Source organism: Stenotrophomonas maltophilia, from assembly GCF_006970445.1.
In the GTDB taxonomy this organism is placed as follows: Bacteria; Pseudomonadota; Gammaproteobacteria; order Xanthomonadales; family Xanthomonadaceae; genus Stenotrophomonas; species Stenotrophomonas maltophilia_AU.
This window is the reverse complement of the sequence record NZ_CP033877.1, coordinates 421021-435017: the sequence shown is the minus strand read 5'-3', so window position 1 is coordinate 435017 and position 13997 is coordinate 421021. Positions and strand designations below refer to the sequence as shown.

Sequence of the window (13997 nt, the reverse complement as noted above, 5' to 3'; positions counted from 1 at the left end):
AATTGGGTGGTGTTGCGCGGCGTGTTGTTTCCGCACGGCACCTACCCTGCCACCGCATTTCTGAATCGATTTTGCCCCGCGACCGGCATGCACACACACGATTAACCACTGGCCGCCACGCATGCTTTAGCGCGGTGGTTAGGGTGAAGTGAGTGGCTCATAAGATGCGCATTCAGCGCCGTTGCATTTAACCGGCAGGCAACGAAAAACCTGCGTCAGTCGACGGTTTTTTCCAATGACCGCGAACTGAACAACACCCATCCCAGGGCAACACCGGCGAGCGCGCCAGCGATTTCCAGCACCACGCGACTACCGAGTTCGTTCGGATCGTGGATGGTGGCCAGGAACAGGCGCGCGTACAGCGGCGACTCCAGCCGCACGATGCCCATGTAGAACAGCTTCCACGCATCGATGCCGGCGGAGGCCACCACCGAGATGACGCAGGACCAGCCGATCGCATGGCCCACCGTCCAGTGCAGCAGCCGGCACACCCGCGACCACAGGAAGTACACCAGCAGGCCGACCAGCAGGGCGATGGCGCCGGCTTCCAGGGTGCCGAGCAGGCCGAAGTGCAGGGGAAGGTTCATCGGGCGGGCTGGGATGAGAAGGCAGCCAGTGTAAGGGATCTGCCCCGGACCCAATCCGGTAGCCACGGTAGATCCACGCCATGCGTGGATGAATCTCCTTCGAAATCGAATATCTCGACGATTGAACAAAGAGCAGCCGAGCATGGGCTCGGCTCTACAACGGACCACGCGGGAAACTGTCAGAGGCGGGGCGGGGCCGGAGTGCGGGGTGTCAGCCGCATGGATGCGGCTGCCAAGCCTCCATGGACGGATTTACGGCGTCCCCGCACTCCGGCACCGCCCCGCCAACCCACGGAAAGCATGCTGTTGCTGTTGCTGTTGCTGCTCCAGATTCTGCGGGGGCAGGGCGCAGCCCTGCCGACAACCCCTAAAGCACCGGCACGTCGTACGCGGTGCCGGGTTCCGGCTCGGGCTGCAGGGTGTAGTGCCACCACTCCTGCGGGTAGTTCACGAAACCACGCCGTGCCATCGCCTGCACCAGTTGCCGCCGATTCGCCTGCTGCGTCTCACTCAGCCCGGTGGTCTGCGTATGTGCGCGTGGCCCGAAGAAATCGAAGTCGGTGCCCATGTCCAACGGCGTACATGCACCGCTGCGGCAATCCAGCAGGCCCAGATCAACCGTGGCACCGCGGCTGTGGCCGGAGCGCTCAGCGATGTAGCCGTCAGCCAGCAGGCGTGGTTTGTCCAGGTCCGGGTACTGCAGGGCCTTGCGCGAAAGCTCGCGCGGGTCGTTCACCCAGGCCATGAACGCCTGCACTGAACGCACCGGCCGGTAGCAGTCGTAGAGCCGTAGGCCGAAGCCCTGCGCGTGCAGGTCCTGTTCCACCTGTGCCAGCGCCTTCGCCACCGGCGCCAGCAGATAGCACGATGGCGCCTCGTAGCCGGGCACGCGCGCACCGGTGAAGTTGTTGGCGCCGGCGTAGCGGATGTCCATGTCGATGCCTGGCGACAACGTGCGGATCTCCACCAATCCGGCACTGGCCGCATCGGCGGCCGCTGAAACGCGCGGTGGCTCAGCGGCGCTGGTGGTCGCTGCCAGCGCAGTCGCCAGTACGAGTGAAATGCAGGTCCTGGAAGTCATAGCTGAAGTCGATGTCCGGATCGATGGCGCGCAGGTCCAGTGTCGGCGCCAGGCCCTCGCCCGGCTGCAGCCACGCCTGCGCCTCGTCGCCCAGCGTATCCCAGCGCAGCAGCCAGCGCCCCTGCAACTGCAGCACGGCCGCCTGCAGCGTTGGCGACTTGTCCACGCTGAAACGCAGGCCGCCCTCGCCTGGGCATAGCGACGCTGGGCCCAGCCAGGGATCGGTATAACGGCCCTGCCAGTGCGGCAGATCGGAAGCCGACGCCTGCCGTGCATCCGACGTCGGCGGCCGCTGATGCCCGGTTGCCGCGCGTACGGCCTGGTCAGCCTTCAGTTCGGCCAGGTACTCCATCGCCGGGCGCGCCTCATCGGGGGCGGTGAAGCGCTTCAGCATGGCCTGCATCAGTGCGCTGCGCGCGTCCTCGCCTTCACCGTTGATCAGCATCACCACACCCACCTTGCGGTCGGGCAGCAGCGCCAGCGACGAGTACATGCCCGACAGCGTGCCGGTGTGGGCCACCTTCCACTGCCCGTCCATGTCCGACACGCGCCAGCCATAGCCGTAGCCGTAGAAATGCGCGTTGTCCCAGCGCCGCTGGCGTTCACCCAGCGGCATCGGCATGTGCAGGGTCCACAGCGTGCGGCGCTGCTCGGCGCCCAGCCAGTCCGGCACCAGCGCAGGATCCAGCAGCACCTGCATCCAGCGCGTCATGTCGCGCAGCGAGCAACGGATGCCACCGGCCGCCATCGACGGCAGGTCCGGGCTGATGTCACCGTCGGCGTTCACCACCTCATTGCGGTCACCGCGCCAGGCATGCGGCTGCGCGACGTTGCCCACGCGTTTCACCGACCAGGCGCCCACCTGACAGCGTGACAGGCCCAGCGGCTCGAACACCTGCTCGCGCATCAACTGGTCATAGGGTTTGCCACCGGCCGCAGCGGCCACTTCGCCCGCCACTACATACATCAGGTTGTCGTAGGCGTAGTGGCTGCGGAAACTGCTGACCGGCTTGAGATGCGCCAGCCCGGCGATGATATCGGCGCGGGTGAACGCGTTCGGCTCCGGCCACAGCATCAGGTCGCCGGCACCCAGTCCGAGACCGCTGTTGTGGATCAGCAGGTCACGTACCTGCATCTGCTGGCCCACCCATGCGTCGTGCATGCGGAACTCCGGCAGATGGCGCTGCACCGGATCGTCCCAGCGCAGCTTGCCCTGCTGCACCAGCCGCGCCAGCAGCGCGGCGGTCATCGCCTTGCTGTTGGAGGCGATCTTGAACAGCGTGTCCTCGTCGACGCGGCCGTCATCACCACGCGCACCCTCGGCGTGGCGATAGACCACCTGCCCGTTCTCGACCACCGCCATGGCCAGCGCGGGCAGATGCTCGTGCTGGACCACGGCGGCGACATCGGCATCGATCAAGGCGGTCGAGGTCGTCTGCGCCGCCGCAATCGGGAACACCGCCCACGCCGCCACGCAGACGCAGCGTCGTGCATGCCGGACGGGCTTCAGTAGGCCCATGTCACGGTCAACTGCGCATAGCGCGGTGACTGGAAGCCGGTGCCGTAGCGGTACAGCGGGTTGGGCGAACCAATACCGTTCTGCGGCTCGTAGTCCTGGTCCACGGTCACCACGCGCTGCTGGTTCAGCACGTTGTACACCGCCAGCTTCAGGCGCAGGTCGGTGGGAATCGGCACCTTGTAGGAGACGCTGACATCGAGATCGTAGGTCCACGGCGTGCGTCCATCTCCACCGCGCGGCGAATGCACGAACACGCGTTCGGACGGCACTGTCGCCTGGCAGTTGGATACGCACACGTAGTAGCTGTGGAAATCGGTCGCGTCGAATGGATTGCCTGCACCGAAGCGGGTGATCGGACTGCCCGACTGCACGCCCAGGGTTGCGGCCACGCTCAGGTTCTCGGTCAGCGCGTAGCTGCCACGGAACTTGAACTGGTGGCGGCGATCGTTGGCCAGGTAGCCATAGCCCCCGTAGTTCACCCACGGATTGTCGAAGTTCTCGGTGCGACCGGCATCGGCGAAGTCGGTATCGGAGTTGACCGGTCCCTCGGCGTTGCCGCGGCCATAGGCCAGCGTGTAGGAGGCATTGAAGCCCCACTTGCCGTCCCACGCGCGATCGACCTGCAGCTCCAGTGCCTTGTAGTCGCGCTTGGGCTTCACCCAGCCGCGCTGGCCGACATAATTCCCGTTGTCGTCATACAGCGCCCAACCCTCCTTCGAGGTGTCGATGCTGATCCAGCCATCGTTGCGGCCATCGCAGTCGGTGTCACCCCACACGGTGTTGGTGCGCCCCGGGTTGCCCATGATCCACACGCCGTCGATGGCACCGCACTGCCCGGTGGCGGTGATGTTCATGTCATCGATGGCGTTGTGCAGGCGCCGGTAGGTCACGCTGGCACCCACCGACCAGGCCTCGTTGATCATCTGCTGGAAGCCCAGGATGGCTTCGTCCTGGTAGACCGGGTCCATGTCCCGGTTCACTTCCGCACGCAGGTCCGGCACGCTGCCGTCGCCTTGCGAGTTGTCCACCGGGCCGATCTGCGCACCCAGGTTCGGAATGTTGTTGGCTGCGCCGGTGTAGCCGAGGAACTCGTACCAGGTACGCTCGTCGAGGAAGCCACCGGCCTGCTTGATATTGATGACGTTGGCCACGGGCAGGAAGTAGCGGCCGAGGTTGCCGAACACCTTGGTGGTGCCATCGCCGCGCACGTCCCAGGAGAACCCGGCTCGCGGGGCCAGCATGTTGTCGATCTTGATGTAGCTGTTGCCGTCGCCGCCCTTGTTGTCGAACGCCTCCATGCGCAGGCCGAGATTGAGCAGCAGGTTCGGCGTGACCTGCCAGTTGTCTTCCAGGTAGTAGGCGGAGTTGATGGTCTCGAACGCACCTTCCACTTCATAGCGGCGGGTGCGCACGACCACGCCACTGGCCGGCACCACGCCACCGTTCAGCGAGCTGCCGGGGGTGCGGTAGTAGATGTCGTAGCGGAAGCCGCCCGGGCCCGGATAGGCGCGGCTGTAATCGGACGTGTTCTCTTCCCGATCCAGGCCGAACCGCAGCAGGTGGTTGCCCAACGTCCATTCGAAGTCCGCGCGCGCCGCCTTGCGCGTGTCCAGCGCCGACTCCAGCTGCGAGCTGCTGGTGCAGCTTCGGTCGCCCTGCAGCGACGGCGGTACGCCCTGGCCGGCCGTGCGGTTGTCGAAGACGCGGTTGCAGTTCTCGTCCATCAGCGAGCTCTGCACGCGGTTGCGCTTGTTCTCGCCGTACATCAGCTTCATGGTCAGATCGTTGTTGACCTGCCAGCTATAGGTGCCCGACCAGTTGCGGCCACCCACGGTGTTCATGATCTGGTTGGCACGCTCGCCCACGCTGCTGCCCAGGTCGTAATCGTAGGCATAGACGTCGGTGAGCGTCTTGTTGCGGTCGGAGAAGCCGAACAGCGAGAACATCTGGTTGTCGGTGATGCGCCAATCGATCTTGCCGCCCCAGAACGGATCATCGGCCTTGCCCTGGTTGAAGCGGGTACCGGCGTCGTTGGTCGATGTCGGGCGGTAGTCGCGGGCTTCGTACATGCCGAAGAAGAACAACCGGTCCTGCACCAGTGCACCGGAGGCGAACACGTTCAGCGCGCTGCGGCTGTAGTCGTCGCGGCTGGCGGTGATGTAGCGGCTGCCATTGCCGTCGTAGCGGTCACGTGCCTGCGACTGCCATGCGCGCGGCTCGAACACCAGCTCGGCACCGGCCTTGAAGTCATTGCTGCCCGAGCGGGTCACCGCATTGATGACACCGCCGGTGCTGCGTCCGAACTCCACCGAATAGCCGCCGGTCTTGACCTGGAACTCCTGGTAGAACGAGAACGGCACCGACGAGAAGCCGACCCGGTTGTAGAAGTCGGTGACGTTCAGGCCATTGATGTAGACCGTGTTCTCGGCCACCGACGAACCGCCGAAGGAAATGCCCTGGCCGCCCAGCGACCCCTTGCCCTTCACCGCACCCGGTGCCAGCAGCGCCACGGCAGTGATGTCACGGTCCACCGGCAGGCGCGAGAGTTCTTCGCGGGTGATGTTGGTGGCCGATTCGGTGGACTTCACATCCACCATCGACACCACCTGCGGTGCCCGCACTTCGACCGTGCCCAGCGTGCTGACCGCGCCGAGCGGCACGTTCACCGTGGTTGCGCTGCCGAGACTGACGGTCACCTGGCCGACACGGCTGGCGCCGCCGCCGGGCAAGCCGACCTCCATCTCGTAGGTGCCTACCGGCAGCAGCGGAATGCGGTAACTGCCGTTGGCCTCGGCCTGCACGGAGCGGACGAAGCCCTTTGCCGGATTGCGTACGGTCACCGTGGCACCGGCCGGTACCTGGCCGGCATCGCTGACCAGCCGGCCGACCACCGAACCATCCTGTGCAAATGCGTTGGGCGCGATCACGCCCAGACACGCCCCGAGGGCGACGCACAACGCCGCCCGCTTGATGCTGTAAGCCTTCATCCCCTGCTCTCTCCTGCAAGAATTGAATGGTGTGGAGTGCGATGTGTCGCGCTAGCGTTGCCCGGCTGGCAGTACCCGCCACTGGAAGTCGTAGCTCCATTGGTCGAAGTACAGGTTGCCGCCTGCCCACTCGACCTCGCCGCGCTGCGAGTCGACCGTTTCCGAGCGGAAGTGCTGCTTGGCCGGCACCAGGGCCTGGCCGAAATCGTCGTTGAAGGAGATGCGGTAGCCGTCGAGGCCACCCAGGTAGAAATCGCGCAGGGCCGGCACGTCGCTGGCCAGTGCGCCGGTGGTCACGTCCATCGGCAGCCATCCATACGGCGCCAGGTAGGCCTGCCCCCAGTCATGCAGGTTGTTGTAACCACTGCCATCGCCGGAGAACACCATGCCCGACTGCCAGCGTGCGGGAATGCCGTTCATACGCAGCAGCGCGATCAGCAGCAGGGTCTGCTGCCCACAGTCGGCATGCCCGGCATGCAGCGCGTAATCGCTGATGTTGCTGATCGTGGAGTATTCGCGCGCACCGGCCCATGGAATGCGATCCACGGCAGCAAACAGCTTGCGCACCACTTCATACGGGCGGGTTTCCCCCTGCAGCACCTGGTCGGAGAACAGCTTCAGCGCAGGGGTGAAGCGCACATGTGGCAGCTGCTCGGCCAGATAGGGCTTCAAGGCCGGATCGGCCGGGGTCGGTTGCACCCTGGCCGGATCGATCGCGGTATGCCGGGCGAAGATCGTGACCGCATATCGGACCTCGAAGCGGGTCGGCTGCCCGGCCACCGCTTTGGCTTCCAGATAGGCCGTGCGCTGCAGGGTGCTGGCTGGCGCCACCCGCGCCTTGCCCGGGGTGCTGCCCAGCCACTGCACCTGCTCCTGCTGGCCGGGCATCTCGCGCGGGTACGGAATCCAGGCGCGTACGGTCTCGCCGGCCGGCACCGCATCGGCTTTCACCGTGAGCGACTGGGTGAATTCAATGCGCTGCGGCAGTACCGACGCCCGGCCACTTTGTTCCGCTGCGGCAAGCACGCGTGCGTGGTGCGCGTTGAGCACCTCGTTTGGGCCCGGCGCCGGCATCGGTGCATCCGCGCGGCGGCGTGCACGTGCCTCGTCGCTGAGCAGGAACAGGTTCGACGGTGCGCGCTTGAAGTACCAGCGCGTGCCATCGATGTCGAGGTGTTCGATCAGTCCAAGCTGGTCCCAGCGTGCGAATTCCTCGTCGGTCAGGTCGGGAATCCAGCGGCGCACGGCAGACTTGACGGCGGCTTCGTCGAGGGAAAAATCCAGGCGGATGCGGCGCATGCGCTCTTCCTGGAACGCGATGTCGTCGAAACTGACGCCAGGCTCCGCCGCGTCCGCAGCCGACCAGGTGTTCAGTTCGCTGCCGGCTTCGGAGAACCGTCCCGCGTCGATCATCTGCACGACCCGCGCAAACTGGATGGCCGAGGGTGGCGGCTCCGCTCCCGCCGACCACGCCCACAGCAGCAGCGCGGCACACAGGCCGGCAGTGGCAGGCAGACGTGGTTTGCGAACGGCAGGATCCACAGCGACACTTCCCCAGCGCGGGTGGTAACGGCTGTGTAACACGGGCCGGGATGCCGGTCAATAATTTATTCTTGCTTTCGATGCCAAAAGGAATAAATATTCCAACAGGCATTCGAGGAGGGTGTGCAGCGCATGATCCTGGCTTCCCGCGAACGGCATCGGCATTGGCCACGCCGCTTGACCCTGGCCCTGTGCCTGCTGGCCGCACCGGCCTTTGCACAGGCGGCCCCGCCGCCCGACCCGGGCGCGCCGCTGCCCTATGTGATCGGCCTGCACGAGGCCTACCTCACCCCGCAGTACTGGACCGCGCGCCTGGACAACGCAGACGTGCCGATCCTGGACCGCAGCCAGATCGAGGCACAGAACGCGCGGATGCAGGCACAGGACAGCCACATCCAGGACATCGCCACACTGCCAGCCCAGCTGGATGCGGCGACGGTGCGTGCCAGCATCACCGCGCTGTCGAGCTGGCCCAGCCGCATCCTGTACAACGACAAGGGCCAGGCCATCGCGCCGGCACTGCGCAGCACGATCGAAGCCAACCTCGGCCTCGATGCGATCCCCACGCAGGTGGCACCGCAGTATGCGCTGGTGGTAAAGCGCGCCGCACTGCGCACCTTCCCCACTCGCGAGCGCGTGTTCAGCAGCATCGGCGACACCGACATCGATCGCTTCCAGGAATCGGCGCTGTTCCCCGGCGACAAGGTTGCCGTGGTCCATCGCAGCGCCGACGGCCGCTGGTTGTTCGTGCACAGCGAGCGCTACAGCGCATGGATCGAGGCCGATGCCATCGCCAGCGGCGACAAAGCCACGGTGCTCGGCTACGGCGCGAAGGGACCTTACCGGATCATCACCGGCGCCACCGCGCAGACTGCCTACACCCCGGAAGAACCGCGCGTCTCGCGCCTGCAGCTGGACATGGGCGTGCGCTTGCCGGTGCTGGCCGACTGGCCGGCGTCAGAGCCGGTGAACGGCCAGCAGGCGCACGCATCGTGGGTGGTGCAGCTGCCGGTACGCGAGGCCGATGGTCGATTGAAGCTGATACCGGCCCTGCTGCCGCGCTCGCAGGACACCGCCGCCGACTACCTGCCGCTGACCCCACGCCTGCTGCTGCAGCAGGCCTTCAAATTCCTCGGTGAACGCTACGGCTGGGGCCACGACTACGACACCCGCGACTGCAGCGGTTTCGTTTCCGAGATCTATCGCAGCTTCGGCGTGCTGCTGCCGCGCAATACCAGCGCGCAGGCGGTCAGCCCGGCGCTGGACCGCGTGCCATTCACCGGCAAGGACGGCAAGGCCGTGCGCGACCGCGCCGTGACCGACCTGCAGGTGGGCGACCTGGTCTACATCCCCGGCCACGTGATGATGGCCATCGGCCGCGTCGACGGCCGCACCTGGGTCATCCACGATACGGCGGGCGGCAGCTGGTTTGGTGCTGACGGCAAGCGCGTGCAGGCCCACCTCAATGGTGTTTCGGTCACCCCGCTGGAACCGATGATGGCCAGCGACAGCGTCCGCTACATCGACCGCATCACCAACATCCAACGCCTGCGTGCCAAGACCCCCTGAATGAAGATCACTGCCATCGAACTGGGCATGCTGCGCGTGCCGCTGAAAACACCGTTCAAGACTGCCCTGCGCACGGTGGAAACCGTGGAAGACGTGGTGGTGCTGATCCGCACCGACACCGGCAACACCGGCTACGGTGAAGCCCCGGCCACGGCGGTGATCACCGGCGATACGCACGGCTCGATCATCGAAGCGATCCGTCACTTCATTGCGCCGCGCCTGATCGGCCAGGACGTGGCCAACCTCAATCGCCTGTGCGGTCTGGTGCAGACCGCGATGGAGCGCAACACCAGCGCCAAAGCCGCGGTGGAGATCGCGCTGTACGACCTGTGGGCGCAGCTGCACGGTGCACCGCTCTACCAGATGCTCGGCGGCGGCGACCCGGTGATCACCACCGACATCACCATCAGCGTGGACTACATCGACAAGATGGTGGCCGATTCGCTGTCGGCGATCGAACGCGGCTTCGAGTCGCTGAAGATCAAGGTCGGCAAGGACATCGGCCTGGACATCGAACGGGTCAAGGCGATCCATGCCGCCGTGGAAGGCCGCGCCCTGCTTCGCTTGGATGCCAACCAGGGCTGGACTGCCAAGCAGGCGGTGCACGCCATGCGCACGCTAGAGGAAGCCGGCGTGGTACTGGAGCTGCTGGAGCAGCCGGTGAAGGCGGCCGACATCAGCGGCCTGAAGTACGTCACCGACCGCGTCAACACGCCGGTGATGGCCGACGAAAGCGTGTTCAGCCCGAGCCAGGTGATGGACCTGATCCAGCAGCGCGCGGCCGACATCATCAACATCAAGCTGATGAAGACCGGCGGCCTGTCCAACGCGATCCGCATCGCCGACATCGCCGGTATCTACGGTGTGCCGTGCATGATCGGCTGCATGATCGAATCCAGCATCAGCGTGGCTGCCGCCGTGCATCTGGCGGTGGCCAAGAGCGATGTGATCACCAAGGTCGACCTCGACGGCCCCTCGCTGGGCCAGTTCGACCCGGTCAGCGGGGGCGTGCATTTCAACGAATCGGAGATCAGCATCAGCGCCGTGCCGGGGCTGGGCATCACCGAAGTGCGTGGGCTGGAGATGCTGGGGTGATCTGTGCCTTGCGGCTGACGCTGCGTGCCACTGACGTTGGGTCGCGCGTTACTTTTCTTTTCGCGAAAAGAAAAGTAACCAAAAGAAACGCTCCGCCATCCGCGAGCCGACGTGCTGCGCACGCCGGTGCCCTGCGCTCCTCGGTCCGTCGAGGGACGGCGCGGAACTCGCTGCGCTCAGACACCCGCGCCTCTTCGCCCTCGCCGGACCTGCGGTGCTCGGCTCGCTACAAGGCGGCCTCAACGTCCAAAGCAACAGCTGCACCCAGTAAATCCACGCCATGCGTGGATGCTCCTGCTTCTGCCCTACCCCGTAACCCCTTCGCGGCTGGCACGCGCGCGATATGTCCGGGGTCGGGCGGGTGGGGCTTGCAGGGGTGTCCGCGCCATGGGCCCGAGGCATGCCTCGGGCGGGTTGGGCAGGACGCCCAACCCCGGTCTTGCCGTTTGCGCAGGACAGCGCAAACGAGCAAGCGCGGCCAAGCCTCCATGGACGGATTCACGGCGTCCCCTGCAAGCCCCACCCGCCCGACCCACCCCATGACACGCTCTCAGCGGCCAACCGCAACGCCTTTGCAGACACCCGGACACCCCGCATGCCGCCCCTGCTGAAGATCCGCACCGAGCGCGGGCAGATGTCGGCCATCGAACGCCGCATCGCCGACTTCATCCTCGACAATGCCCACCTGCTGCGCGACTACTCGTCCCAGCAGCTGGCCAGCGCACTGGGTATCAGCCAGTCCAGCGTGGTGAAGTTCAGCCAGAAGCTCGGCTTCAAGGGCTACCCGGACCTGAAGTACTCCATCGGCCAGGATGTGGCTCGCGCCGGTGCCGATCCACAACAGGCCCCCAGCGAACCCGACAGCGGCGATGACTACCTGCGCCTGGGCGAGGCCCTGCGCCGCAGCAAGGCGCAGGCCGAGGAGGAAACCCGCCAGGCCAATCCACGCGAGGAGATCGAGCGCATCGTGCAGCTGCTCGACGGTGCGCCCAAACTGTTCGTTTACGGCCTGGGTGACGACGGCCTGTATGCCCGCGAATTCGCCATGCGGCTGTCGCTGCTCGGCCTGCTGGTGGTGCCGCACACCGACCCGGTCCTGATGCTGGCCAACCTCTCGGCCGCACGTCCCGGTGATGCGCTGCTGGTGTTCTCCGAGTTCGGCAACCTGCCGCAGCTTTCGCAGCTGTCACGGCAGTTCCAGGACATGGGTGGCAAGGTGATTTCCATCACCCGCCACACCGCCAACCCGTTGCGCGCGCATGCTGATGCGGCACTGGCGGTCTGCGCGCACGACCGCACGCCGCAGGTCGCGCAGCTGCTGTACCGTAGCGCCATGCACGCCCTGCTCGATTTCCTGTTCGTGCTGCTCTGCCACACCAATCCGGATCGCCAGCAGCAGCTTGCGGTGAACCTGGAGCGGATCGACCACCTGCTGGATTCCTGACCGGAGCGCACGTTGATGAGATCGCTGGTCCGCCTTGCCACTACTGCACTGCTGCTTGCTGCGGCGGTGTCCGTTCACGCGGCGCCGCTGGATGGCGCACGCCAGCTGATCGTGGTCACCAGCGAAGGCTGGGACAGCACCCAGGGGCAGCTGCAGGCCTATGTGCGCGACGGCAAGGGCTGGCACACGCACGGACAGGCGTTCCCGGTTGCGCTCGGCCGCACCGGCAGCGCTTGGGGACTGGGCCTGCATCCGGCACAGGCCGATGGCCCGCAGAAGCAGGAAGGGGACGGTCGCAGCCCGGCCGGCATATTCGCGCTCGGCAGTGCGTTCGGCTATGCCGTCACCCGCCCCGGCACCGCGATGCCCTACCAGCCGATGCTGGACAGCAGCTACTGCATGGACGTGCCCGGTTCGCCGTTCTACAACCGCATCGTCGATGAGAAGAAAGTCGGCAGTGCGGCGGTCAAGGGCTCCACCGAGCCAATGCGGCTGGACCTGCACAACAAGGGCGACGTGCGCTACCGGGAAGGCTTCGTCATCGCCCACAACCCGGACAACCAGCCCGGCAAGGGCAGCTGCATCTTCGCCCACCTGTGGCGCACGCCCGGTGAGGCCACCGCCGGCTGTACGGCCATGCCACAGGAACGCATGCAGGCGCTGATGAACTGGCTGCGCCCGCAGGACGCGCCGCGCTTCGTCCTGCTGCCGCGTGCGGAGTACAAGCGCCTGCAGGCGCAGTGGCAACTGCCCGCGCTGGCCGGAGACGCCCGTTGAGCACGCAGGACGAACCTCAGCTGCAGCGCGCGGTCAGCCGCTGGCAGATCGTCGGCCTGTCGATCAACGATGTGATCGGCAGTGGCATCTACCTGCTGCCGGCCGCCACCGTCGCTCTGCTCGGCCCGTTCAGCCTGTGGGGCGTGGTCGCCGCTGGCATCGTCGTCGCGCTGCTGGTGCTGTGCTACGCGCAGGCCGCCAGCTATTTCGACGAGCCCGGTGGCAGCTACCTGTATGCACGCGAGGCGTTCGGGCGATTCGCCGGGTTCGAGATCGGCTGGATGATCTGGCTGACCCGCATCAGTTCGGCGGCCGCACTCAGCAATGCGCTGGCCGATGCGGTCGCGCGCTTCTGGCCGTGGGCCGGCGCCGGCATGGGTCGCATCGCGGTGATCGTGGTGTCGCTGGGCTTCCTCACCGGCGTCAACATCATTGGCGTGCGCTCGGCTGCGCGCACCGGCGTGGTGCTGGTGATCGGCAAGATGCTGCCGCTGCTGCTGTTCGTGGCCATCGGTGCGTTCTACATCGATCCACAGCTGGCCTTCTCCGGCCAGCGCCCGGACCCGCATGACCTGCAGCGCATGGGTGAAGCCGCCTTGCTGCTGCTGTACGCCTACGCGGGCTTCGAGAACATTCCGGCCGCCGCCGGCGAGTACCGCAATCCGCGCCGCGACATTCCGTTCGCGCTGATCACCATGATCATCACCGTCACCGTCATCTACGGCGCGGTGCAGGTGGTGGCGCAGGGCACGCTGGCCGGCCTGTCCAGCTCGGCCACGCCGCTGGCCGATGCCGCTGCCGGCTTCGGCGGCGAGGCCCTGGCGCTGATCCTCACCATCGGCGCGACCATCTCCATCCTCGGTACCAACAGCAACACGATGATGATGGGCCCGCGTTTCCTGTTCGCGTTGGCCCGCGACGGCTACGGGCCGAAGATCCTGGCGCAGGTGCATCCGCGCTTCCATACCCCGGCCGCGTCGATCCTGTGCCAGGGCCTGATCGCCCTCGGCCTGGCCCTGTCCGGTTCGTTCGTGCAGCTGGCGCTGCTGTCGATGACCACGCGCCTGTTCGCCTACATCGGCACTGCCGCGGCAGTACTGGTACTGGCCAAGCGCTACGCCGACCGCCCGGGTGCGTTGAAACTGCCCGGTGGCCCCCTGATTCCGGTGCTGGCGCTGCTGCTGTGCCTGGCCCTGTTCGCCAGTGCCAGCTGGCAGAACATCGCCGCTGCACTGGTCGCGTTCGCCATCGGCGCGGTGATCTACAAGCTGCCGCGCAAGGATGCCGACGCCGGATGATCGGTAACGCCGGGGCATGCCCGGCGGATTGATCTGGCAATCACGCTGCCGGACCGGGCCGTTAACCGCCACGCAGGCACGATCAGGCTTCGCCAACA

The 13997-nt window shown here is 66.3% G+C and carries 10 protein-coding genes; 5 read left to right on the top strand and 5 right to left on the bottom strand.

The genetic code is table 11. The annotated features are described in order from the left end of the window. Positions 1 to 215: 215 nt before the first annotated feature. From EGM71_RS01905 to EGM71_RS01885, 5 genes are all read right to left on the bottom strand, one after another. Positions 216 to 587: a hypothetical protein gene (locus EGM71_RS01905; RefSeq protein WP_188487408.1), complete on the bottom strand. Its 372-nt coding sequence runs from the start codon at positions 585 to 587 to the stop codon at positions 216 to 218. A gap of 367 nt (positions 588 to 954) precedes the next feature. Further along, on the bottom strand, positions 955 to 1668 hold the full coding sequence (locus EGM71_RS01900; RefSeq protein WP_188487406.1) for a M15 family metallopeptidase: 714 nt from the start codon (positions 1666 to 1668) through the stop codon (positions 955 to 957). Continuing rightward, entirely contained in the window at positions 1601 to 3187 is a 1587-nt protein-coding gene (locus EGM71_RS01895; protein ID WP_223224523.1) for a serine hydrolase domain-containing protein, read from the bottom strand. The genes EGM71_RS01900 and EGM71_RS01895 overlap by 68 nt, the downstream gene beginning before the upstream one ends. Further along, positions 3175 to 6174 carry a TonB-dependent receptor gene (locus EGM71_RS01890; protein WP_188487404.1) on the bottom strand — a complete coding sequence of 1000 codons (3000 nt, stop codon included), beginning with the start codon at positions 6172 to 6174 and terminating at the stop codon, positions 3175 to 3177. Before EGM71_RS01890 ends, EGM71_RS01895 begins: the two co-directional genes overlap by 13 nt. Positions 6175 to 6225: 51 nt before the next feature. After that, positions 6226 to 7716, bottom strand: a complete 1491-nt coding sequence (locus tag EGM71_RS01885; protein WP_188487402.1) for a transglutaminase-like domain-containing protein — start codon at positions 7714 to 7716, stop codon at positions 6226 to 6228. Positions 7717 to 7848: 132 nt separating this feature from the next. Between EGM71_RS01885 and EGM71_RS01880 the strand changes: the two genes are divergently transcribed. The 5 genes from EGM71_RS01880 to EGM71_RS01860 all read left to right on the top strand — a co-directional run bounded on the left by EGM71_RS01880 (position 7849) and on the right by EGM71_RS01860 (position 13899). Beyond that, a complete protein-coding gene (locus EGM71_RS01880) occupies positions 7849 to 9285 on the top strand; it encodes an SH3 domain-containing protein (protein ID WP_188487399.1) in 1437 nt (478 codons plus the stop codon). After that, positions 9286 to 10380, top strand: a complete 1095-nt coding sequence (locus EGM71_RS01875; RefSeq protein WP_188487398.1) for a dipeptide epimerase — start codon at positions 9286 to 9288, stop codon at positions 10378 to 10380. A gap of 595 nt (positions 10381 to 10975) precedes the next feature. Continuing rightward, a complete protein-coding gene (locus EGM71_RS01870; RefSeq protein ID WP_188487396.1) occupies positions 10976 to 11824 on the top strand; it encodes a MurR/RpiR family transcriptional regulator in 849 nt (282 codons plus the stop codon). A gap of 15 nt (positions 11825 to 11839) precedes the next feature. Then, positions 11840 to 12601: a L,D-transpeptidase family protein gene (locus tag EGM71_RS01865; protein WP_188487394.1), complete on the top strand. Its 762-nt coding sequence runs from the start codon at positions 11840 to 11842 to the stop codon at positions 12599 to 12601. Next, positions 12598 to 13899, top strand: coding sequence for an APC family permease (locus EGM71_RS01860; protein ID WP_188487392.1), 1302 nt, complete (start codon positions 12598 to 12600; stop codon positions 13897 to 13899). Before EGM71_RS01865 ends, EGM71_RS01860 begins: the two co-directional genes overlap by 4 nt. Positions 13900 to 13997: the final 98 nt, after the last annotated feature.

Coding starts and splice junctions, on each gene's coding strand:
- EGM71_RS01870 (WP_188487396.1), top strand. CDS start 10,976: ATGCCGCCCCTGCTGAAGATCCGCACCGAGCGCGGGCAGATGTCGGCC.
- EGM71_RS01880 (WP_188487399.1), top strand. CDS start 7,849: ATGATCCTGGCTTCCCGCGAACGGCATCGGCATTGGCCACGCCGCTTG.
- EGM71_RS01900 (WP_188487406.1), bottom strand. CDS start 1,668: ATGACTTCCAGGACCTGCATTTCACTCGTACTGGCGACTGCGCTGGCA.
- EGM71_RS01895 (WP_223224523.1), bottom strand. CDS start 3,187: ATGGGCCTACTGAAGCCCGTCCGGCATGCACGACGCTGCGTCTGCGTG.
- EGM71_RS01905 (WP_188487408.1), bottom strand. CDS start 587: ATGAACCTTCCCCTGCACTTCGGCCTGCTCGGCACCCTGGAAGCCGGC.
- EGM71_RS01890 (WP_188487404.1), bottom strand. CDS start 6,174: ATGAAGGCTTACAGCATCAAGCGGGCGGCGTTGTGCGTCGCCCTCGGG.
- EGM71_RS01865 (WP_188487394.1), top strand. CDS start 11,840: ATGAGATCGCTGGTCCGCCTTGCCACTACTGCACTGCTGCTTGCTGCG.
- EGM71_RS01875 (WP_188487398.1), top strand. CDS start 9,286: ATGAAGATCACTGCCATCGAACTGGGCATGCTGCGCGTGCCGCTGAAA.